17 protein-coding genes are annotated in these 21,444 nt (G+C 69.1%); 11 read left to right on the forward strand and 6 right to left on the reverse strand.

Features of this window, described 5'->3' with window-relative positions:
- Window positions 1-391 precede the first annotated feature (391 nt).
- The 3 genes from PQS31_RS14960 to PQS31_RS14970 are packed head-to-tail and all read left to right on the forward strand — an operon-like array spanning window position 392 to window position 5,629.
- Window positions 392-2,251, forward strand: coding sequence for a site-specific DNA-methyltransferase (locus PQS31_RS14960; RefSeq protein WP_272763556.1), 1,860 nt, complete (start codon window positions 392-394; stop codon window positions 2,249-2,251).
- Window position 2,252: 1 nt separating this feature from the next.
- Complete coding sequence (locus tag PQS31_RS14965) at window positions 2,253-2,645, forward strand: HI0074 family nucleotidyltransferase substrate-binding subunit (protein WP_272763557.1); 393 nt, start codon at window positions 2,253-2,255, stop codon at window positions 2,643-2,645.
- Between the two features lie 23 nt (window positions 2,646-2,668).
- Window positions 2,669-5,629 (forward strand): DEAD/DEAH box helicase family protein, encoded by a 2,961-nt coding sequence (locus PQS31_RS14970; RefSeq protein WP_272763558.1) that lies wholly within the window; start codon window positions 2,669-2,671, stop codon window positions 5,627-5,629.
- Here the strand turns inward: PQS31_RS14970 and PQS31_RS14975 are convergent.
- Window positions 5,626-6,021, reverse strand: coding sequence for a DUF805 domain-containing protein (locus PQS31_RS14975; protein WP_272763559.1), 396 nt, complete (start codon window positions 6,019-6,021; stop codon window positions 5,626-5,628). The two genes, PQS31_RS14970 and PQS31_RS14975, sit on opposite strands and share 4 nt — an antisense overlap.
- Window positions 6,022-6,460: 439 nt before the next feature.
- Between PQS31_RS14975 and PQS31_RS14980 the strand changes: the two genes are divergently transcribed.
- Both PQS31_RS14980 and PQS31_RS14985 read left to right on the forward strand, forming a co-directional pair.
- Window positions 6,461-7,645 (forward strand): GGDEF domain-containing protein, encoded by a 1,185-nt coding sequence (locus PQS31_RS14980; RefSeq protein ID WP_272763560.1) that lies wholly within the window; start codon window positions 6,461-6,463, stop codon window positions 7,643-7,645.
- 552 nt (window positions 7,646-8,197) lie between these two features.
- On the forward strand, window positions 8,198-8,857 hold the full coding sequence (locus PQS31_RS14985; RefSeq protein ID WP_272763561.1) for a hypothetical protein: 660 nt from the start codon (window positions 8,198-8,200) through the stop codon (window positions 8,855-8,857).
- A gap of 144 nt (window positions 8,858-9,001) precedes the next feature.
- Here the strand turns inward: PQS31_RS14985 and PQS31_RS14990 are convergent, their stop codons facing one another.
- Window positions 9,002-10,054 (reverse strand): WYL domain-containing protein, encoded by a 1,053-nt coding sequence (locus PQS31_RS14990; protein ID WP_272763562.1) that lies wholly within the window; start codon window positions 10,052-10,054, stop codon window positions 9,002-9,004.
- A gap of 75 nt (window positions 10,055-10,129) precedes the next feature.
- On the opposite strand from PQS31_RS14990, the gene PQS31_RS14995 reads away from it, so the two are divergent.
- Window positions 10,130-10,780, forward strand: coding sequence for a glutathione S-transferase family protein (locus PQS31_RS14995; protein WP_272763563.1), 651 nt, complete (start codon window positions 10,130-10,132; stop codon window positions 10,778-10,780).
- 925 nt (window positions 10,781-11,705) lie between these two features.
- Here PQS31_RS14995 and PQS31_RS15000 read toward each other — a convergent pair.
- Window positions 11,706-11,951, reverse strand: a complete 246-nt coding sequence (locus PQS31_RS15000; protein WP_272763565.1) for an EAL domain-containing protein — start codon at window positions 11,949-11,951, stop codon at window positions 11,706-11,708.
- A 140-nt stretch (window positions 11,952-12,091) separates the two neighbouring features.
- On the opposite strand from PQS31_RS15000, the gene PQS31_RS15005 reads away from it, so the two are divergent.
- The 3 genes from PQS31_RS15005 (at window position 12,092) to PQS31_RS15015 (ending at window position 16,938) form a co-directional block, all read left to right on the forward strand.
- A complete protein-coding gene (locus tag PQS31_RS15005) occupies window positions 12,092-14,383 on the forward strand; it encodes a TonB-dependent receptor (RefSeq protein WP_272763566.1) in 2,292 nt (763 codons plus the stop codon).
- A 30-nt stretch (window positions 14,384-14,413) separates the two neighbouring features.
- Window positions 14,414-15,508 (forward strand): hypothetical protein, encoded by a 1,095-nt coding sequence (locus PQS31_RS15010; protein ID WP_272763567.1) that lies wholly within the window; start codon window positions 14,414-14,416, stop codon window positions 15,506-15,508.
- A gap of 314 nt (window positions 15,509-15,822) precedes the next feature.
- Window positions 15,823-16,938, forward strand: coding sequence for a sensor histidine kinase (locus PQS31_RS15015; RefSeq protein WP_272763568.1), 1,116 nt, complete (start codon window positions 15,823-15,825; stop codon window positions 16,936-16,938).
- Window positions 16,939-17,079: 141 nt separating this feature from the next.
- Here PQS31_RS15015 and PQS31_RS15020 read toward each other — a convergent pair whose 3' ends face one another.
- Both PQS31_RS15020 and PQS31_RS15025 read right to left on the reverse strand, forming a co-directional pair.
- On the reverse strand, window positions 17,080-17,790 hold the full coding sequence (locus tag PQS31_RS15020) for a class I SAM-dependent methyltransferase (RefSeq protein WP_272763569.1): 711 nt from the start codon (window positions 17,788-17,790) through the stop codon (window positions 17,080-17,082).
- A gap of 177 nt (window positions 17,791-17,967) precedes the next feature.
- A complete protein-coding gene (locus tag PQS31_RS15025) occupies window positions 17,968-19,344 on the reverse strand; it encodes an alpha/beta fold hydrolase (RefSeq protein WP_272763570.1) in 1,377 nt (458 codons plus the stop codon).
- A 125-nt stretch (window positions 19,345-19,469) separates the two neighbouring features.
- Here PQS31_RS15025 and PQS31_RS15030 point away from each other — a divergent pair, with 125 nt between their 5' ends.
- Window positions 19,470-19,817, forward strand: coding sequence for a hypothetical protein (locus PQS31_RS15030; protein WP_272763571.1), 348 nt, complete (start codon window positions 19,470-19,472; stop codon window positions 19,815-19,817).
- 166 nt (window positions 19,818-19,983) lie between these two features.
- On the opposite strand, the gene PQS31_RS17045 is transcribed toward PQS31_RS15030, so the two are convergent.
- Entirely contained in the window at window positions 19,984-20,352 is a 369-nt protein-coding gene (locus tag PQS31_RS17045; protein WP_345781608.1) for an excalibur calcium-binding domain-containing protein, read from the reverse strand.
- A gap of 294 nt (window positions 20,353-20,646) precedes the next feature.
- On the opposite strand from PQS31_RS17045, the gene PQS31_RS15040 reads away from it, so the two are divergent.
- Window positions 20,647-21,390 carry a DUF4142 domain-containing protein gene (locus PQS31_RS15040; protein ID WP_272763573.1) on the forward strand — a complete coding sequence of 248 codons (744 nt, stop codon included), beginning with the start codon at window positions 20,647-20,649 and terminating at the stop codon, window positions 21,388-21,390.
- Window positions 21,391-21,444 lie beyond the last annotated feature (54 nt).

A 21,444-nucleotide genomic window follows, 5' to 3' on the forward strand; every position in this document is an offset into this window, starting at 1 on the left:
TCTTGCGCATGTCCGTCCTCTCTCGGTGACGGACTCTACCTAGCTTCGAGTGGTACGGCTCAGTGGGGGCAGGTCAAACTTCTAAATCTGATCCTTCGGTCAACACTTCTGGCCCGCACGTTGTGAGGAATGCGATGAATGGTGTCAGGGGCAATTGTCTCGCAGCACACCCTATACAGAGGTAACGTCTGACTCGGGTGGTTTGGAGCGGTCGAAGACGTTGCAAGGCTGCCGATTCTGGTTGCAGTGCTCATGCAGACGATCTTCAGCTGCGGATCACGGCGTCGACAATGGATGGGTGGGCACGCGGCGAGTTTGAGGGCGGGCTGAGGCTCGAACCGGCTGCCCAGTGGCCCTACACTGTCGTTCCTCAAGTACTGTGAGATCGGTCGTGCCCGAGATCGTCTTCAAAGGCAAGGAATACGTCTACAACCACCATCTGACGGTGCCCTACCGACCGCTGGTGGCGGATGCCGAGAAGGGGGTTGGCGCGCCCGATCTGGCCGGCAACCTGGTGGTGCATGGCGACAACCTGCACGCGCTCAAGAGCCTGCTGCCGCGCCATGCCGGTGCGGTGGACCTGGTGTTCATCGATCCGCCCTACAACACCGGCAACGAAGGCTGGTGCTACAGCGACGGCGTCAACAGCCCGATCATGAAGGAGTGGTTGTCCAGCAATCCGGTGGACAGCGAGGACATGCTGCGGCACGACAAGTGGCTGTGCATGATGTGGCCGCGGCTGGTGCTGCTGCGCGAGCTGTTGAGCGAGCGCGGGTCGATCTGGATCACGCTCGATGATAATGAAGTGCATCGGGCGCGGATGGCGTTGGATGAGATTTTTGGTGGTGATAATTTTGTCGCAACGGTGATCTGGCATAAATCCGACAGCCCGAAGAACACGGCTGAATATTTCAGCCAAGATCACGATTACGTGCTTGTTTATGCAAAATCAAAGGAATCGTGGGAGCTAAACCTTCTCCCGCGTAGCGACGAAATGCTGGCGCGTTACAAGAATCCGGACAACGACCCGCGGGGGGCGTGGATGGTCAGCGATCTGGATGCAAGGAATTATTACTCGAAGGGTACTTACAGCATCGTTACACCTGCGGGAAGGACTATCGAGGGTCCTCCGCAAGGGCGCTATTGGTCGGTCAGTAAGGAGCGGTTCGAGGAGCTGGATAAGGACGGTCGGATCTGGTGGGGTCCCGATGGGCGCGCGGATCCAAACATCAAGCGCTTCCTGAGTGAAGTGAAGCAGGGCGTGGTGCCTCAGACGATGTGGCACTGGAGTGATGTAGGCAGCACCCGTCATTCCAAAACCGAGCTTGTGCGAATGTTCTCGGATCGCTCGACCGATGACATCTTTGTAACGCCGAAGCCTACTGCTCTGATCGAGCGGATCGTGCAGATCGGCGCCTCTCCCGACGCCATCGTCCTCGACAGCTTCGCCGGCTCCGGCACCACCGCCCACGCGGTACTCAAGGCCAATGCCGCCGATGGCGGCACGCGGCGCTTCATCCTGGTCGAGGGCGAGGACTACGCCGACCGGCTGACCGCCGAACGCGTGCGTCGTGCGATCAAGGGCTACGCCTGGGTCGGCACTCAGCGGGAACCCCTGCTGGAGCAAAAGATCACCTTCACCCAGTTCAAGAAGGCCGACCATTGGCTCGCGCAGGTCGAGGCGATCAAGGCCCGCGAGGGCTTCGCCGACGGCGACCTGGCCGAGCAGGGCACCAGGAAGGAGAAGCGGTTCGACCGGATCGCCGTCAAGCTCGACGATGGCGTGCTGCGGGTGGAAGGCGAGAAGAAAATTTCGAAACGAGTCGAGGGACTGGGTGGCGGATTCACGTACTGCACGCTGGGCGAGCCGCTCGACCTGGACAAGCTGCTGTCGGGCGAATCGCTGCCGGCATTCGACGCGCTGGGCGAATGGCTGTTCCACACGGCCACCGGCGGCACCTTGCCGCCGCGTCCAAAGAAGCGACCCGAGTGGTATCTCGGCGAGGCCACGGATGCGCACGTCTGGCTGGTCTACCGGCCCGAGCTTGCGTTTCTCACCAGCCCGGATGCCGCGTTGACGTTGTCGCGTGCCAAGGAACTGCAAACGTGGGGCCGCGAGCACGATGCCGAGCGCGGCCAGCCGAAGCGGCACCTCGTGTTCGCCCCGGCCAAGTATCTGAGCAACCGGCAACTGGCCGAACACGGCATCGACTACGCGCCATTGCCGTTCGCGCTCTATCGGGAGGCTTGAGATGAGCAGCCGCGAGCGCTTCGACCAGTATCGGCAGCAGTTCCAGACGGCCCTGGCGCGGCTGCGCGAGGTGCTGGTGCTCGACGAGAACGATGTCGTGCGGGATGCCTTGATCCAGCGTTTCGAGTTCAGCTATGAACTCGCCTGGAAAGCGATGCACGCGTGGCTGCGCAGCATGGGCGAGAACCCGCCGCGCATGGTGCGTCCGGTGCTGCAGGCCGCACTGCAGGCACAGTTGATCGACGATCCCGACGTGTGGGAACGCATCAAGGATTACCGCGACGAGACCAGCCACACCTACAACGCGGCCAAGGCGGTGGAAGTCGCCGCCTTCGTGCGCGCGGAGGCCGTGCCGGCATTCGAAGCGCTGGATCGCAAACTGGCGGCGCTTTGATGGCGAACGACGGGAGTGGAGATGTGGATTTCGGCATCGCGCCGGCCAGCGCGGCCAAGCTGACCGCGCTGCTCGAACGCATTCCCGGGCTGCGAACCGCGTGGATCTACGGGTCCAGGGCGCGCGGCGATGCACGACCGGATTCGGACATCGACCTGGTGCTCGACCTGCCGGAGGTCACGGCCACGGACTGGGCGCGGGCGGCCAACGCGATCCGTGATCTCGACATCATCTACAAGGTCGATGTGGCGCGCTGGCAGGATGCGCTGGCGCCGGATTTCCGCGCCAACATCGAGCGCGACCGCAGGGTCTTCTGGGCGAGCCGAATGCATTCGGTCGACATCGAATCCATTGGCGTCACCGCGCTGAAGCCGTTCCAGAGCCGGGTGCTGGGCGCATTCGATCGCTACTTGGACTTGCTGGTGCAACATCGCGGACAAGCCGAGGTGGCGGCCAAGGCGCTGCGCGCGGCTGAAATCGATCCTCCGCCGGAGCTGCGCGATTTTCCGCGCAGGGCCTGGGACGCGTTGCGTGGCGAGCAGGCATTGCCGCCTGCGTTCGTGGATCAGCCGCACTCGAGTCGCTTCGACGGCGCTGGCCATCCGATCCCCAATCTGTGCTTCAAGGTGCCGACCGGCGGCGGCAAGACCCTGCTCGCCGCCGCGGGCGTGGCGCGGGTCTTTTCGTCCTATCTCAATCGGCGCACCGGTCTGGTGCTGTGGGTGGTGCCGAACGAGGCGATCTATCGGCAAACGCTGAAGGCGCTGTCGGACCGCGACCATCCCTACCGCCAGATCCTCAATGTGGCCGGCGCGGGACGGGTCAAGATCCTGGAGAAGACCTCGCCGCTGACGCGCCTGGATGTCGAATCGCAGTTGTGCGTGATGGTGCTGATGCTGGCGTCGGCCGCACGCCAGAGCAAGGAGACGCTGCGCTTCTTCCGCGACCGCGGCAACGTGCTGGGGTTCCTTCCGCGCGAAGACGACATCGAGGGGCACTGGAACCTGCTGCAACAGGTCCCCAACCTGGACGTGTACGCACCGGTCGGCTTCCCGCAGGAAGACGCGCATCGGCAGAAGGGCAGCATCGCCAAGAGTTCACTCGGCAACGTGATGCGGATGCTGCGTCCGATGGTGGTGATGGACGAGGGGCATCACGCCTACACCGAGAACGCGCTGCGGACGCTGGATGGATTCAACCCCAGTTTCCTGCTGGAGCTGTCGGCGACCCCGCGCGTCGCATCGGCCAAGAACAGCGGCTCCAACATCCTGGTGGACGTGCGCGGTCGGGATCTCGACGACGCCGACATGATCAAGCTGCCGATCCACGTCGAGGCCCGGCACTGGGAGGACTGGCGCAGCTGCCTGAGTGCTGCCGTGGCGCAACTCGACGCCCTGCAGCTTGACGCCGAGCGCCTGCAGGGCGAGACCGCGCGCTACATCCGCCCGATCCTGCTGGTGCAGGTGGAGCGCACCGGCAGTGACCAGCGCGATGCCGGGTTCATCCATGCCGACGATGCCCAGGCCTACCTGTTGCAGATCGGCTTCCAGCCGCGACAGATCGCGATCAAGACATCGGAGAAGGACGAGCTCAAGCAGCCGGAGAACCAGAATCTGACCTCGCCCCAGAACGAGGTGCGCGCGATCATCACCAAGCAGGCATTGCAGGAAGGGTGGGACTGCCCATTCGCCTACGTGCTGTGTGCCCTGTCCGCGGGCCGCAATGCGGCGGCGATGACGCAGTTGGTCGGTCGCATCCTGCGCCAGCCCGGCACCGTCAAGACCGGATATCCCAGCCTGGACGCGTGCTACGTGTACTGCCACGACGTCGAAACCGGCGACGTCGTCAGGCGCATCAAATCTTCGCTGGAAGGCGAAGGCATGGGCGATCTGACGGTCAGCGTCCGGTCGAACGACCGCGACGGCAACGGGCAGCCGAATCTGTTGACGCTCAAGCGTCGGCCACAGTTCGCCAGGTTGCGCCTGTTCCTGCCCCGCGTGACCTGGGTGGAGAAGGGCGGACGGCGTGAGTTGGTCTACGAAAGCGATGTTCTTGCCGGCCTGGACTGGCACGCCGTCGATGTCGATGCGCTGGGCGTGCGTTGGGCACCGAGCAGCGTCGGCGGAGGAGACGGCAGGGTCTCGATCGGTCTGGACATCCTGGAGGATCGCGTGGGCATCCTTGTGGACGCGGACGTCCCCTCGCCGGATGTGCTTCGGCTGGATCGTGCGCGGCTGGTGCGGTCATTGCTGGACCTCGCACCCAATGCGTGGCTGGTGTGGCAGTGGGTTGAGGCCGTCATCGCAAGACTCCTGGCGCAGGGCTATTCGGAGGACGCGTTGGCCCGGTCATCGTCTTCATTGATCGAGCGCTTACGTGTGGATGTCGAACGCGAGCGGGATCGACTCGCGCAACTGCACTTCGACGCGCTCGCCGAGCAGGGGCGGATCGAATTTCGCCTCCGCGCGGACGCGACGGACTACGAATTGCCGCAGGTTTCCGAGGTGGACGTGTCGTCGCATCCGCCTTCGTTGCAGCGAGCGGATGCCAGGCCGGTAGACAAGAGCCTGCTGGAGCCTGCGTTGCGTCTTGCCGACATGAACGAATTCGAGGCCAACTTCGCGGGCTATCTCGACAGCCGCGAGGCGCTGCGTTGGTGGCATCGCAACGTCGCGAAGACCCAATACGGGCTGCAGGGCTGGAAGCGCAACAAGGTGTATCCGGACTTCGTGTTCGGGCACTGCATCGCGGGCGACACCTCGCGCACGGTTCTGCTGGAGACCAAGGGCGACCATCTCGCGGGCGCGAGCGATACCGAGTACAAGCAGCACTTGTTGAAGCGCCTTACGGCGATTTTCTCCGACGAGCGGGGTTTCAAAGCTGGGGAACTCGAACTGGCGCACGCCGGCAAGGAGGTGGTGGTCTGCGACTTGCTGTTCGAGCAGGCCTGGGAGGGCGAGTTCGCGGCTCGGTATTTCGGTTAGAGCATTCTCGATTCGGGGGCTGATGCTCCGTAGCGCCGAGCTTGCTCGGCTGCTCTTTCATACGCTCTGTGAAGCCGAGAGCAGCGGAGCAAGCTCCGCTCTACATGCGTCGGGCCTCGTGTCATCACTTGGATCAAGAGGCCGGCGTCGCGCAGGCGTCGGGTGCAGGCGGCGAGCCAGGGCACCAGCACCAGCAGGGAGGCGATCTGCAGCGGCAGCGGGCCGACGGCTTCGGCGACGATCCGGACCAGGGCCAGCACCATCGCCACGGCGATCACGAACCACCAGAAGTCCGCCCGGGGCGTGGTGCCCCTGAACTCCAGGCCGCGCAGCACGCCGTCGCGCATCGCGTCGAGCGCCGGCTGGCCGGACGCCGGGGTTCGCAGCAGCATGTAGGTAACGGGGTCAGGTTTACTTAATGTGGTTCGTCGACTGTTCGCCATGGGGCGGCGCCCCCGGCAACGGCGCCGCAACGACATGACCATGGCGTATCTGAGCAACCGCGACTCGCCGGTCTGCGACCGCCTGTTGACGTGGCTGCTCTGGCATCTGCCGCCGCCTGTTGAGAACGGTGAGCCGGGGGAGCATTGAGACGCATACGCGCCTGTGCCTTTTGCAGAAGGGGGGGCGGTTTCGAGAGCGGCGCCAGGCTTGCTTGGGCGGGTTCCACCTTGGGGCTGGGCGAAAATGCACACCCGTGAAACCGGAGGCGCCATGGGTGTCCCCGCTTCAGTCCAGCGTCTGGCGGCCGAGACAGCAAGATGGGGCGCGCGCATTGAGGGCATGACCGCGCCTGCCCCGCGCCCCAATCGTTTCAGCCTCGAAGATTCCATGATCGCCACCCTTCTCGTGGGCATGCTCTGTGTCTACCTGCTCAGCTTCTCGGTGATGTTCCTGCTCATCGGCCGCCGGCTGCATGGCGGGAAGATGGGGACCGATGCGTTTGCGGTCGGCAACCTGATGCTGGGCTCGGCCTATGTGCTGCAACTGCTGGAAGGGCCGCCGGGGTGGAGCGCGATGAGCGTGGCCAACCACTCGCTCACGCTGTGCGCACTGCTGGCCTACAGCGCGGGCGGAGCGCGCTTCTTCGGGCGGCCGCTGCCACTGGCCGCGCCCCTGGCGGTGCTGGGGCTGGGCTATGCGCTGGTGCAACTGGTTGTGCAGTGGGTCTGGGGCACGGAGGCACGCTATGCGCTGCTGTCGGCCCTGTGCGCGCTGTGCTTCGCGGGGATGGTGGCCGTGCTGCTGGCGGGGTTGCGTACGTTCGCGCGTGATCTGCGCGGCGAGGTGCTGCTGTTCGTCGTGCTGATCGCCGGCATCGGCGTGCTCAACGTGATGAAGCTCGCCAAGCTGCTGTCCGGCGGGCTGCCGGCGCTGAGCATGGACAGCCAGTTCCAGATGGTCTTCTACGTCTACATGTGCTCGCTGGCGACCATCATCCCGCCGGCCATCGTGTGGCTTGTGCTGCGGCGCCTGACCGATGCCCTGCGCGGAATGGCCGCGCACGATCCGCTGACCGGTCTGCTCAACCGTCGCGGCCTGACCGAAGCGCTGGACGCACGCTTCGCCCGGCGCGCCGGTGGTGCGCGTCTGCTGCTGGTGGACGTGGATCACTTCAAGCACGTGAACGACCGCTACGGTCATCAGGCCGGCGATGCGGTGTTGTGCGCGATTGCCGATGTATTGCGTGGCGCGGTAGGGGCGGACGACCTGGTCTGCCGGATGGGTGGCGAGGAGTTCGCGGCTGTCTGCATGGAGGCCGACGATGCCACCGCGCTGCAGTTGGCCGAGCGCATCCGCACCCGCATCGCCGACACCGCGCTGCTGCAGGCGCCCGGGGGCGAGGCGGTGCACTGCACGGTCACGGTTGGCGTCTCGGACACCTTTTGCGACGACGGCTCGCTGGCGCGGGCGATGCAGGCGGCGGATGCGGCGCTGTACCGCGGCAAGCACGCCGGGCGAAACCGGGTGGAGCGGGTGGCGTCGAACGTGGAGGCGCTGGCGCCTGCACGTTGACACTGCGAAGTTCGTCGGCCGCGCGGCGGTCTGTTGCGAATGATGGGGTCTGCGAATAAAGCGATTAACGGGGTCAGGTCCACGTTCAGTTCGACGGCGAGACCGGCTATCGCGCAGCGTTGCTCTCGACGCTCGCACGCACGCGCGAGTTGCTCGCCGACGGGTCGCTCTGAGCGGCGCGTCCGCGGCGACGGGTCGGTTACGATCGACGCGTCGTCGCGGGCCGTCGGGATGCCGTTCCAGCTCGGACGCCGTTACCAGGCGGCAGGCGCAGCGTCTTCGAGGGTGGCGCAGGGCGGGTGTTCACTCGCTCTCGTAGTCCGCACCGGGCGCGCCGGGAATGCCCGGCAGGCGCGGAACGATGTCCGGCACCAGGGCCGGGCGCGTTATGGGGGCGTGGCGCCCTTGCTCTGCGCCGGGTGTGCGGAACTGCACGGGTGGTCGCGATGGTTCGGCACATCGTGCGCGCTTCGCCCGGCGACGCGCCCGGCGCGTCCGTTGACACGCCGCGCACCCCTCCGGAAAAATCGCGCGACCTCACGGCGTGACCGCATGTCCGAGCCGCCGATCGAAGTGAGCGCCGAGGGCGTGGAGCCGAAGGCGCGCAAGACGGGACATCGCGCGAGCGATCTCGCCATCGGACTCGCGGCGCTGCTCATTTCGCTGATCTCGCTGGCCGTGGCGATCCACCACGGCAAGATGCAGGAACGGCTCGTGGCTGCGAACTCGTGGCCGTATCTCACCTACATCACCACCAACGGTGGATTCGGTGAGGAACCGGGGCGCATCGTGCTGGCGATCGAGAACGCGGGCAGCGGGCCGGCGCTGCTGCAGAACCTCGTGGTCCGTTACCGCGGCGAGGTGGTGAAGCATCCGCAGCATCTGCTCCAGCTGTGCTGCGGAGTCGCGCCGGGCGTGGATCTCACCCGGCAGGCGCCACCGCCGGCGGCTGCGGCGCAACTCGCACCCAGTGCCGTGGGCTCGGCGATCGGTGTCTACAAGCCGGGCATGCGCACCCGCGTGCTGGAGTACGCGGCCGATCCCGCGCAACAGGCCATCTGGGACGGGCTCAACAGCGCACGCGTGGAGCTGGAGTTCGATGCCTGCTACTGCTCGGTGCTCGACGAATGTTTCCGGTCCGACCTCGTCTCGATGACGCCCACGCGCGTCGACGCGTGCCCTGCGCGCGGGCCCGATACGTTCGGCGGCTGAGCGGCGACGGCATCAGAGCAACCTGGTTCGTGCCGCCGTCTGCCGGGCGAGTAGTCACCCTGGCTTTCATGCGTTCTGGCCCGACGTCGGCAGATTGATGACAGGGCTGACGCATCGGGCACCTGCAGGCAGCGGAGTCCGGCCTCAGTCGCAGCGCGGCAGGTGCACCGCCGACGGTGCATTCCGGTCTTCGCGGGCTCGCTGCGGGACAGTTGATGCGGCGCCGCCGTCGACGGGCCGTCGGGGCGCTGCGGTCTGCAACATCGAGGCCGTGCGCGCCAGCAGCTGCTGCAGGGCCGGAAGCGGCTCGCTGCACTCCACCAGCTCGGCGGGCCGTCCGAGCATCAGGATCTGGGCGATCAGCGCGTCGGGACTGTCGGCGCCGACCCGCAGCAGGCTGTGGGTGGCCGATTCGCACTCCAGGATGCCGCACCACAGAGGCAGCGCGGCTTCGAGTTCGGCCACCGTGCCCGGCACGCGCAGGGTGACGCGGCAGGCGAAGGGCGCGTAGGCGATGCCGCGTTCCAGCCGCGCGGCCACGTCGGCTGGAACCGCGCGCGGTGGAAACGCCGACCCCAGGCGCGGCGCGTGCACGCGGTCGACGCGGAAGCTGCGCCAGTCATCGCGGTCCTGGTCCCAGGCGATGAGGTACCAGCGGCGACCGAAGTTGGCCAGGCGCAGCGGTTCCACCCGCCGCTGGCTCGGCTCGCCCGTGTGGTTGCTGTACGCGAAGGCCAGCGTGCGGCAATCGCGGCATGCGGTGGCCAGGGTCTGCAGCAGGCCGGCATCCACCAGAGGCGGGCCGGTGCGCAGCGACAGCGTGACCGCATGCAGCGCACTGCTGCGCCGGCGCAGGCGCGCGGGCATCAGCTGGTCCAGCTTGGCGAGCAGTGCCAGGGCCGCGTCTTCGAGGCCGCCCACGTTGGCGCTGGCGGCGCGCAGTGCGAGGGCCAGCGTCACCGCTTCGTCGTCATCGAGCATCAGCGGTGGCAACTCGGCGCCGCGGCCGAGCGCGTAGCCGCCACCCACGCCCGAGGACGCCTCCACCGGATAGCCCAGCTCGCGCAGGCGATCGACATCGCGGCGCACGGTGCGCGCGTCCACCCCCAGTTCGGCAGCGAGCGCCGCACCGGCCCAGTGCCGCCGCGATTGCAGCAGGCTGGCCAATCGCAGCAACCGGGCGGACGTCGACAACACGCGGCCAGCGTATCGAGGACAGAAACTGTCCGCAACGCGGACTAGGCTCTGCGCATCCATCCACCGGGAGTCGCCATGACCACGTCCGCCGTCACGCTGTACCACAACCCCCAGTCCCGTTCGGCCGGCACACGCATCCTGCTCGAAGCGCTGGGCATCGACTACGCGGTGGCGTTGCTCGACTTCGCCAGCGGCCAGAACCGCACGCCGGAATTTCTGGCCATCAATCCATTCGGCAAGCTGCCCACGCTGGTGCATGGCGAGACGGTGCTCACCGAACAGATCGCCATCGTGATCTACCTGGCCGACCGCTTCCCCCAGGCCGCCCTCGCACCCGCGATCGACGACCCCCTGCGCGGCCCCTACCTGCGCTGGCTGGCGTTCTACGCCGGCTGCTTCGAGCCGGCCGTCGTCGACCGCGCCTACAAGCGCGAGCCCATCGAGGCCTCGGCCTCGCCGTACGGCGATTACGACACCGTCATCGCGACGCTGGCCGCGCAATTGGCGAAGGCCGACTATCTGCTCGGTGATCGCCTGACCGCGGCCGACCTGCACTGGGGCAATGCGTTGAAGTGGACCACCGGCTTCGGCATCGTGCCCACGCTGCCGGTGTTCATGGACTACATCGCCCGGGTCGATACGCACCCGGCCTGCGCGCGCGCCCGCGAACTCGACGCTGCGCTGCTGGCCACGATGGCCCCGTCGCCGACGACCTCGGCCGACTGACGGGTCGGGCGCCGCGTGCCGCGCCGGCGGATCGCGCGCTAGAACGGAATGACCGAGACCTCGCCCGGAATGTCGACCTGGCTCGCAAGGGCGATGGCGTCGTCCAGGGTCTCCGGGGCGTGTGCGCGGCGGTCAGCATCTCGTACGGCGCGGTGCCGTCGCCGATGCAGAACCAGTCGATGGCCTCCACGATGTCCTCCGCGTCGGCGCCCACCACGCCGACGTAGCGGACGCCTTCGTCGATCCATCCGGCCACGAGTACATCCAGTCCGGGGCGAAGGCCGCTTCTCGAGTGCAGCACGAGTTTTCGAACGGCTGTCATGGGGCGGAACGCTCCCGAAGTCACGGAGACGACGGTGCCAGCTTCACCCGGGTCGCGCCGCGGCCCGGTGAGTGTCGACGCGCGCTTGCTGCGTTGGAGCCACGTCCCGGCTTCGCGACGCCGGGCGCACGGTAGCGGGGCGGCGTCCGGTCACGAACGACGGGTGCCGCGCTGCGTGGGCGGTGCGGATGCGTCCATCCACACCGCCATGGGACCTGCCGGCTTGCCGAATCCGAACACGCGGGCGTCGACCATTCACGGCATGCAGGCCCGACCGCACGTAGCGTGTCCATCGACTCCTCGAAATGAAACGGTGAACGACATGCTCAAGTTTCTGGCTTCCACGGCCGGTGTCATCTTCCTGATCGGCCTGGTCGTGGTCATCGGTCTGTTGATGCTGATCTTCTAAGCGACAGGCAGCGCCCTCCGTGGGGCGCTGCGATCAGCCGGGTCCCGAGCCGACACCCGCTTTGCTGGACGTCCCGGCGCTGTCGTGGTGCGGCTCACGGCGCCGAGGCGGCCCGAACCCGTCATCGACCGCCCTGTCGTGATCACCGCGTCGCGTCGCCTCAGCGGCGGCGGCCGTTGGCCCCCAGGATGCCTTCAACGCGCCCTGAGCCAGTCGTGCAGCATCGACGGCGGCATCGGGCGCGCGAACAGATAGCCCTGGAACTGGTCGCAGCCCATGCCGATCAGGAGGTCGCGCTGGGCGACCGACTCCACGCCCTCGGCCAGCGCGCTCATGTGCATCACCTGCGAGATCTCGATGATCTTGCCGAGCAGGCGCTGCGCGCTGTCCTGGCTGACGGCCTCCTGCACGAACTGGCGGTCGATCTTGAGCTTGCGCACGGCAGTCCCCTGTCGTCCTCGGTGCCGGCGCCGGCTCACGCGTCGGTGCGGTCTCGGCGTGGGGCGTATCTCCCCACGAGACCTCACATGACCCTCCGTCCGCTGTCCGCTGCTGTCGCCATCGTCCTGTTGGCCCCCCCTTGCCTGCCCTCGCCCAAGGCGCACCCGCAACGTCGCCCGTCGATCTCGACCAGCTTCGCGTGGTCGGCGAGCGCCGGGCGCAATCCCCGCTCACCGCGCTGCCCGGCACGGTGTTGAGCGGGGATGCGCTCGTGCGTCGGCGCCAGGGCGGGCTGGGTGAAACCCTGGCCGGTCTGCCCGGCGTGCATCTGGACAGCTTCGGCGGCGGGGCCTCGCGCCCGGTGATCCGGGGCCAGACGCTGCCGCGCATCGAGATCCTGTCCGACGGCGCGGCGCTGTTCGATGCGGCCTCGGTCTCGCCCGACCACGCCATCACCACCGAACCGCTGCTGCTCGACGCGATCGAGGTCATCCGCGGACCGGCGGCGGTGATCTACGGCGGCAACGCCATGAACGGTGCGGTGAACCTGATCGACGGGCGCATTCCCAAGACGCTGCCGCGCAACGGCGCCAGCGGCAGCGCCGAGGTGCGGCTGGGATCGGGCGATCGCGAAACGGCCGGCGTGGGCGGGATCACCGCGTCGGCCGGGCCGCTCGCATTGCATGCCGAGGTCGCCCGTCGCCACGGCGACGACTACGACATTCCCGGCGGGCAGCTGCGCGATTCCTTCGCCGAGGGCAGTACCGGCGCGCTGGGCGCGTCGTGGATCACCGCGCGCGGCTACATCGGCATCGCCCACACCCGCCGGGGGAGCGAATACGGCCTGCCGGGACATTCGCATCTCAACGGCGTGTGCCACACCCACGACATCGATCTGCACTGCGAGGCCCACGGTGCGTACGAGGATCCGTTCGGCTCGTCGGACGACCACACCGCCTCCATCCGCCTGCGCCACGAACGCACCGACCTGCGCGCGGACTATGCCGACCCGTTCCCCGGCTTCGACCATCTGCGCCTGCGGCTGTCGTCCACCGATTACCGGCCTGACGAGATCGACGGCCCGGCGCTCTTCAGCCGCTACACCAACGAGGTGGAGGATGGCCGCATCGATCTCACCCACGCGCCGCTGTGGGGCTTTACCGGCACCTTCGGCGTGCAGTACACCGACGGCACCTTCAGCGGACTCAACGTCAACACGCTGCATCGGGAGTTTCCCGAGAACGGATATGCGCTGATGCCGCCCTATACCCACGTCACCCGCCAGTACGGCGTGTTCGTGAGCGAGCACCGCGCCTTCGGTGCGTTCGATCTCGATCTCACTCTGCGCAAGGACTGGCGGCGCATCCACGCGCCCGCGCCCGGCTTCCGCCATGCCCTCACGCCGCTCTACCAGGCGCTGTTCGAAGAGTGGTACGGACCCGACTGGGAGCAGGTGATCCGCGACGAAGTCACGGAGAGCTACATCGCGCGCAATCCGGAGGCCAGGCAGAACCCGCTGTCGGCGTCCATCGGCGGCACCTGGAATCTCGACGGCGGCTATGCGGTCGCGCTGTCGCTGGGCCGTACCCAGCGCGCCCCGAGCGTGCGCGAGCTCTATGCCTACGGCAACAATCTCGCCACCAACAGCTACGAAGTGGGACTGGTGCGCTCGCGCAGTGCATCGCCGACGTTCCCTGCGAACCGGCCCGATCTCATCGAGACCACACGCTCGGCCGATCTGACGTTCCGCGGCGCCGGCGGCCCGGTGGAGTTCGAGGTGGGCGTGTTCCACCAGGACATCGACGATTACGTGTTCGCACGCCTGATCGAAACCGACGACGCCACCGGCGTGGCACACAACTATCTGCTGTACACGGCGGCGGACGCCAGGTTCACCGGGGTCGACGGGCAGGTGAGCCTGCGCGTGGACGATGCGCACCGCATCACCCTGCTCGGCGACTCCGTGCGTGCCGATCTGCGCAGCGAGGACGACCGCGTGCCGCGGATGCCGCCGGGCCGCCTGGGCCTGCGCTACGAATGGACGCACGGCCCGTACGCGGCGGATGTCGAATACTTCCGCACCGCACCGCATCGCAGGACAGGATCGCGTCCTACGAAACGCGCACCGCGGGCTACGCATGCTCAATGCCGGCGTCGCCTATCGTCTGGCACTGAGCCCGCGCCAGTCGGCCGAGTTCTACATCCGCGCGACCACTCTGCTCGACGAGACCGCGTACGTGCACACCTGCTTCGTCAAGAACCAGTCGCCGATGCGCGGCCGGCACATGGTGCTGGGCGCGCGCTACACCTTCTGAGCCGGACGTGGCGCCGCACCCCGCGGGCGGCGCCGTGGTCGCGGGGCGCGGAGGGATCGAACGGAGTGCGGACGCACGGCGTCGCCTGCATCCGGTCTTGCCGGCGTCGTCGCTAGACTCGGCCGACCTCGACGCCCGGGAGCACCGTGGAGACCGAAGCCGACACCGAACGCCTCAATGTCGTCGAGCGCACGGGGCTCGAATTCCTGCGCCGCGGCTGCCGCCGCGACGGGAACGCGATCCGGCCGTGGACGGATGCCGACCGGGCGCGCGTTCGCGGACTGCAGACCTGGGCGATCGTGCTGTGCGGCCTCGCGGGTGCGGTGTCGGCCGCGCTGATCGGGGCGGCGGATCTCTGGCTGCAGGCGGTGCTCGTGCGCGGCGGCGAACCGTCGCTGCTGGCGCCGGGCGACGATCCCGCGTACTGGGCGGCGTATGGCGGCATCGCGCTGGTGCTGAGTCTGCTGGAAGTGTTGGCGATGTACTGGGTGCTGCTGCGCAGCGTGGCCGGGATCGCGGACGCCGCCGGGCTTTCCTTTTCCGGCCCCGAGGCCCGGGACGTGCTGACGACGGGCCTGTCGCGCGCGGCACTGGATATTCCCAACCCGCGCCGCGCGCTGCACGGCCTGGATCCGTACGCGCGGACCTCGCGGCTGAAGCTGCTGGCCTACACCGCGCTGTATCGCATCAAGGTCGGCGCGACCAGTTTCATCGTGCGCATTCTCGCGCGCCGCGTCCTGGCGCGCAGCGGCCTGCGCGTCTTGCTGCCGTTCGCGGCGGTGCCGGTGTTCGCCGGCTGGAATGCGCTGATCGCGTGGTGGGTGATCCGGGAGGCGCGTGTACGGGCCGCCGGGCCGCTGGCCGTGCGCGAGGCGATCGCCGCGCTCGAGCGCGCCGGTCTCGATGCGGACGGCCGGCGCCTCGCACTGGATGCCGTGGCCGAACTCGTCGTCGCGGCCGCCGATGCGCACCCGAACTACGATCTGCTGCTCGCGCACCTGCGCGAGACGTTCGACATCGAACCGCACATCCCCGACTGGCCGGACGTGCGCGCCCGTCTCGCGCGCGCGGACGGCGGCACGCAACGCGCCGTACTCGCGTTGATGACCACGACCACGGCCTTGCGCGGACACCGCCGGCGTCGGCAGCGGCGCGTTCTCGAAGCCGCCTACGCGGCCTGCGACACGCCGATGGGCGATGCGCTCGACACGGCACGACGGCGGATCGCCGAAGGGCGCTGAGTCCGCCACCGGTCGCACCCCGTGCTGCGTACCGGCGGCCGCCCGGAGCGTCGGAGACTGCGCCGCCGTGCACGTTCGATGCGGAGGCGCCGCGGCACTTGCTGCCGGGTCCGGCACGGCCGGACGACGCGGCGCCGGAGACGGGCGTTCCGCGCTCCCGACATGCGCCCTGCGCGCGCGGCGTGGGTGATCCTGATCGCGGCCGCTCGGGCCCAGCGCGGCATCCCGCGGTGGGCGGCCCACAATGGGCGCGCGCCGACAGAACTCCTGCGTGTGTTCGGCTAGCATCGGGCGTCCACACATGAGGGATCGTGATGCGGCTTGCCGATTTCATCGACACGAACGCGGACCGGATTCTCGAAGGCGCGGTCAGGTTCGCGCGGACCCAGGCGCCGGCCGGCGTGTCCTTCAGCGAGAAGGAGCTGCGCAACCATATTCCGGAAATCCTCAAGGCCATCGCGGCCGACCTGCGTTCGCCGCAGAGCGCCGCCGAGCAGCATGCGAAATCCGAGGGGCGCGCGCCGATGCCCGAGGGTCCGGAATCGGCCGCCACCTATCACGGTCGAACGCGCGCCATCGCCGGCTTCGGTATTTCCCAGATGGTGGCCGAGTACCGCGCGCTGCGCGCCGCGGTGCTGCGGTTGTGGGCCGAGGACCGGCAGTTGGCGGGCGATTCGCTCGAGGACATCGTGCGTTTCAACGAGGCGATCGACCAGGCCGTGGCCGAATCACTGGCGGAGTTCTCGCGCGAGGTGGAATCGTGGCGGCAGATCTTCCTCGGTGCACTCGGTCACGACCTGCGCGGCCCGCTGACGGCCGTGGTGTTCTCCGCCGATGCGCTGGCGTCCCGCACCCGCGATACGCCCTATGCCCGGCAGGTGGACCGCATCGTCAGCGGTGGCCTGCGCATGACCCGGTTGCTGGATGATCTGCTCGACTACAGCCGCAGCAAGCTCGGCGACGGCATGGTGATCCATGCCGAGGACTGCGATCTGGGGCGGGCGCTCGGCGAAGAGCTGGAGCTGCTGCGTGCGGCGCTGCCGGAGACCACGATCGACTTCGAGGCCCGCGGTGAGACCGGTGGCCGCTTCGACGCCTCGCGCCTGCGCGAAGCGATGCACAACCTCGTCGCCAACGCCGCGAAATACGGCACGCCCGGCGCCCGGGTCGACGTTCGGGTCGCCGGCGAATCCGGACACGTGACGATCCGCGTATCCAACGCGGGCGAGCCGATCAGCGACGAGGCCTTGCGGGTGATGTTCGACCCGCTGCGGCGGGGCGCGCGCGCGGCGACCAAGGACGAGAACGTCAGTCTCGGTCTGGGCCTGTTCCTGGTGCGCGAGATTGCGCGCGCGCATGGCGGACGCGTCGATGCGGCCTCGGAGGACGGCGTCACCACGTTCGCGATCACGTTGCCGCGGCCGACCTGACGCACACGGGGCCTGCTGCCGCGTGCGTGGCCCCCGCATGCGGCCCGTGCCGCCTGTATACGGCGGCGGTGTGCCTGGCCTGGATCGACGCGTCAGGCGGCCCGGCCGCCCGGGCGCGACGTCCGGCCGAGCGGTGACGCATCACGTCGCGGACGTGGCGGAGCGGCGACTCACCCAACCGTGGATGAGCCCGGCCTGGAAGAACGGCGTCGGCGTCTCGAATCCGCCGGCGGCGAGCATCGAAGCGACCTCGGCCGGTGGCAGCACGGCCACGTCGCGCGTATAGGCCTCGCGGATGCGCTGCAGGGCCTCGGGCGAGACGTCGGCGTTCGACATCATCCGCATCCATGCCGGAAGCAGCACGGCATAGGCCGGCGACGTGGTGTCGAAGGCGAGATCGGAACTCGCCAGCAGCCCCCCGGCGCGCAGGCGCGCGGCGATGTCGGCGAAGAAGCGCACCCGCAGCGCCCGGTCCACGATGAATTGCGATACGAGAAAGCAGGTGGCCGCGTCGAACGGTGCCGCGGCCGGAAGCGTCTCGAGAAAGCCGTGGTGGAAGTGGCAGCGCCCGGCGAACCCCTCGGCCTCGGCGCGGGCGCGGCAGGCCTCGATCATGCCGCCGGACGGGTCGACCGCGACGAACTGCCAATCGGGAAAAGCCCTCGCCAGATGTGCCAGCTCCTGCCCCGTGCCCACGCCGACGCAGAGCACGCGGGCGGCCCGGGGCAGGTCGGACAGCAGCGGATCGAGCAGCAGGTACATGCAGTCGCGGATGGCGGCGGTGTTCGCCCATTGCCGGTCGTAGCCGGGCGCCTGTTGGTCGAAGAGGGCGACGAGGTCGTCTTGCTGCATGGCGGGCACCTCTGTGTGGGGTCGTCTTCGATGCTAGCGAAGGCGTCAAGTGCGTCGCGCCGCGGCCGTGCCGCTGCGTGCTCGCCGTGCCCCGACGCAGGCCACTGCTGGAGCGCCGCCCGTCATGCCCGGGCGCACACGCCCGGGCACGACCGTGCGTCCGGATGACGCGCGTCGCTACGGCGACGCGGGCTCCGTACAGCGCGCCGCGGGCTCGGTGCCGTCGAGAAACGCGGTGGTCGCCGCGACGAAGCAATGCGGCGCGACGTAGGCGAGCAGATGCGCGCCCGCGTCCACGGTGCTCATCCGCACCGGCCCGATGCTGCGCAACGCCTCCACCTGGGCCAGCGCGCCGGCATACGGCGTATTGGGATCCAGGGTGCCGTGGACGACGAGCGTGGGCGGCAAGGCCGCCGGCATGCCGCCGAAGAAGCGGTCGCGCGGGTAGAGCGGCAACGCGGTCGCGGCGAGGAAGCCCGGGATCGGGCTGGTGAACAGGGCATCCTGCGCTTCCGCCTCCACGGTGGCGACATCGAGCCCACGTCGGTCGTTGTTCTCGGAGGCCGAAATCAGCATCACCAGCGGCAGCGAGGGCGGGGCATAGGGATCGGCCGTCAATCCGGAATGGATCGCCTGCAGATCGGCCAGTGCGTTCTGCAACGGCGTCGTGTCGTCGCGTGACAGGGCATCGAGGATCGCCGGTATGCGCGCACGCAACGCGGGGAAGTTGAGCAGCGCGCCCAGCGTGCGGCGCAGGTCGCCGCCGGGCACCCCGGCGCGCCATCCGGCGTTCGGGTCCCCCGCGAGCAGGGCCTGGTACGCCGCCACGCCGTCGGCACCGAGCAGTGCGCGCCCGACCGCGTCGACGACCGCCGTGCGATGGCTCAGATCCCAGTGCGCGGCCGATTCGGGCGGCACCAGCCCGTCGAGCACCAGGCCGTCGAGCGGGACCGGCGCCACCTGCAGCATCCGGAGCGCGAGCTGCGTGCCGTAGGACACCGCGTACACGCGCACCTCGCCCGCGCGGCGGTGGCGCGTGATCAACGTCGACAGATCCTGCGCGGCCTGGGTGATCGTGAACGCCGCGGTGCGCGCGGGCTCGGCATGCAACGCGCCGATGCACGGACCCCATTCCTCGCCGGCCAGCGACACGCCGTCGGCGCTGTCGGTGGCTTCCTGCGCCGGGCACAGCCGGGTCGATCGGCCCGTGCCGCGGTGGTCGGGCAGCACGAGATCGTGATCGGGAAACGCCGCGCGGAAGGTCGCGAGCAGCGGATGGAACGCGACACCGGGCTCGCCCGGTCCACCCGCGATCAGCCACACCTCGCCCCGCCGCGCCCCGGGAGACGCGGCCGGAATGCGGCGCACGAAGACCTCGATCGCGCCCTCGTCGGGCGCCTCGTGCCGCAGCGGCAGCGCCTCACGCCGGCACGTGCTGCCCGCGAGCGCCGGATGCGCCGACGCATCCGCGCAGGCTTCGAACCGCTCGGCGGCCCATGTGGGCCCGCCGAGCCACGGCGCCAGGACGAAGCAGGCGAGAACGGACAGGCGCATGCGAGTGCTCGGGACGGCGGGTCTCGACCCTATCAATGGCGTCGAGACCGCACGCGCGCCGGAAGTCATGGGCGGCCGGCACCCGCGTCTCAGTCAGTGCGCCGCCCGCTCGCCACGCTGCGCCGATGGAATGGCAGATCGACCCCTTGCTGCGTGAGGAGATCGCGGTGGCCCGGCGTGCGCCGAGGGCCATGCCGATGCGCTATGCGTGGCGCCGGAATGCCGAAGTGTGGCTGCTCGTGTGGGATGGGGAAACCGTGGGCGCGGTGTATCCGGGCGGACGCTACTGGCTGCGCTGGCGACGGCGGGAACATGCCGGCACCGCTGCGTCATCAGCGCAGGCGCGGCGGTTCATGGCGCGCTGGCTCTACGCACGGCGTGATGCCGCGCCGCTGCTCGACGACGACCTGCCGCCGAAGACGCTGGTGCCGCTCGAGACCTTCCTGCGCGAGTACGAAACGCTCGAGTCATGACGCGACCTGGGGCCTCTGGACACATCCGTCATGCCCGCGAACGCGGCACTCCCGCGTCTTCGAGCGATCGAGCCGGACGGCGCTGGATTCGCTGGCCGTACGGCTGTCGGGCCGCGCATCCGTGTTCACGGGAATGACCCGCAGGAGCGGACCTGCGCGCACTGTCCTAGCGGCCGCGGGGCGGCTCGCAGCCCACGCCGTCGTCGTCGCGATCGAGATGCGGGCCGTAGCCCGGATCGCCCCGGTGCACCGGGGCGGCGCCGGCGGCGCGGGCTTCACCGCAATTGCGGAACACGGGGTGCGCGCGCGATGGCGGCGCAGCGTGGGCCGGCCGCGCGGCGGGGCGCGGGGCCGGCGACGGGACGGGCGCGGGCGGCGGCGCAGCCGCGCGGTGGCAGTGATCGCCGCCGTTCGTGCGGTCGTTGTGGCAGCCGTGCCGGTCGAGGCCGCCGCCGTGCGCGTGAACGGTGCCGAGCACGGCCATGCCGGTGAGCGCGCCGAGCACGGCATGGAGGCGTCGGGGCAGGGCAGGCATGGCGGTCGGCAGGCGAGGGCTCACCTGCAGGCTTGCATCGTGCGTGCCACGGGTGCGCGCCGCATGATGCGCAGGTGGTCCGAGCGCCCGGGCTGCTCGGGCATCTCGTGTCGTGGTGTTTCATCGGTCGGCTCCCGCGCCGCCCGGCTCGGCGCCGCGCGTCGCCCCTCGGGCCTGGGACGCGAAGCCGCGTCGTCCACCGCTGTTCTGCGCGCCTCTGCGGCCATGTTCGTATTCACCACCGCTCCGCACCTGCAGCGCTAGGGTCGCGCCTTCATCGATGAGGACGCCCCCATGAATCCGACGACTTCCCTGCTCGCGGCCGCGCTGGTGCTCGCGCTGGCGGCCTGCAACAACCAGGATCCTGCAAACGACACCACCGGCCTGTCGGTGGAGACCACGGCCACCGAGCAAGGCGTCGACCATGCGGAACGCGACGTCGAAACCGGCGACGCGGCCGAGCTGGCCGAACACGATCGCAGCGCGCTGCGCAGCGTCGCCGAACTCGATCGGCATCTGGTGGAGGCGGCGGAGACCGCCCTCGGGAAAGACGTCTCCGGCGGTGTGCGCGCGTTCGCCGAGGCCGTGCGGGACACCCATCGCCGCAATCGGGTCGCCACGCGCAATCTGCTCGACAGCGGTGTGCCGGGCAGCTACGCCGCCACCGCGGGCGACACCGCCGCGGTCACCGGCTCCAGTGCGCCGCAGGCACCGCGCGGTGACGCCGCCGGTGCGCTCGCGCCGCGCAGCGAGCGGGCCGAGTCGGAGACGGAGCACGATGTTGCGCTGACGGCCGAGAGCCGCGCGCTGCGCGAGCGCTATGCCGCCGCGCGCAGCCGGGTGTCCACGCTCGACGGCGACGCCTTCACCCGCGCCTGGCTGACCGGCATCGTCGACGATCACGAAGCCGCGCTGGCGGATCTGGACACCCTGATTCCTGCGGCCACCGACGAAGACGTGGCGCGGCATCTGCAGCAGACCCGCACGTCGCTCGCCGAACACCTGGACACCGCACGCGCGCTGCAGGCTGCGCGCTGACCGCACGCATCGCGTCGTGGCCTGCGCGCGGCGCGCGCGATGAATCCCCGTCGC

The sequence above is a fragment of the Luteimonas sp. BLCC-B24 genome (assembly GCF_028550595.1).
Lineage (GTDB): Bacteria > Pseudomonadota > Gammaproteobacteria > Xanthomonadales > Xanthomonadaceae > Luteimonas.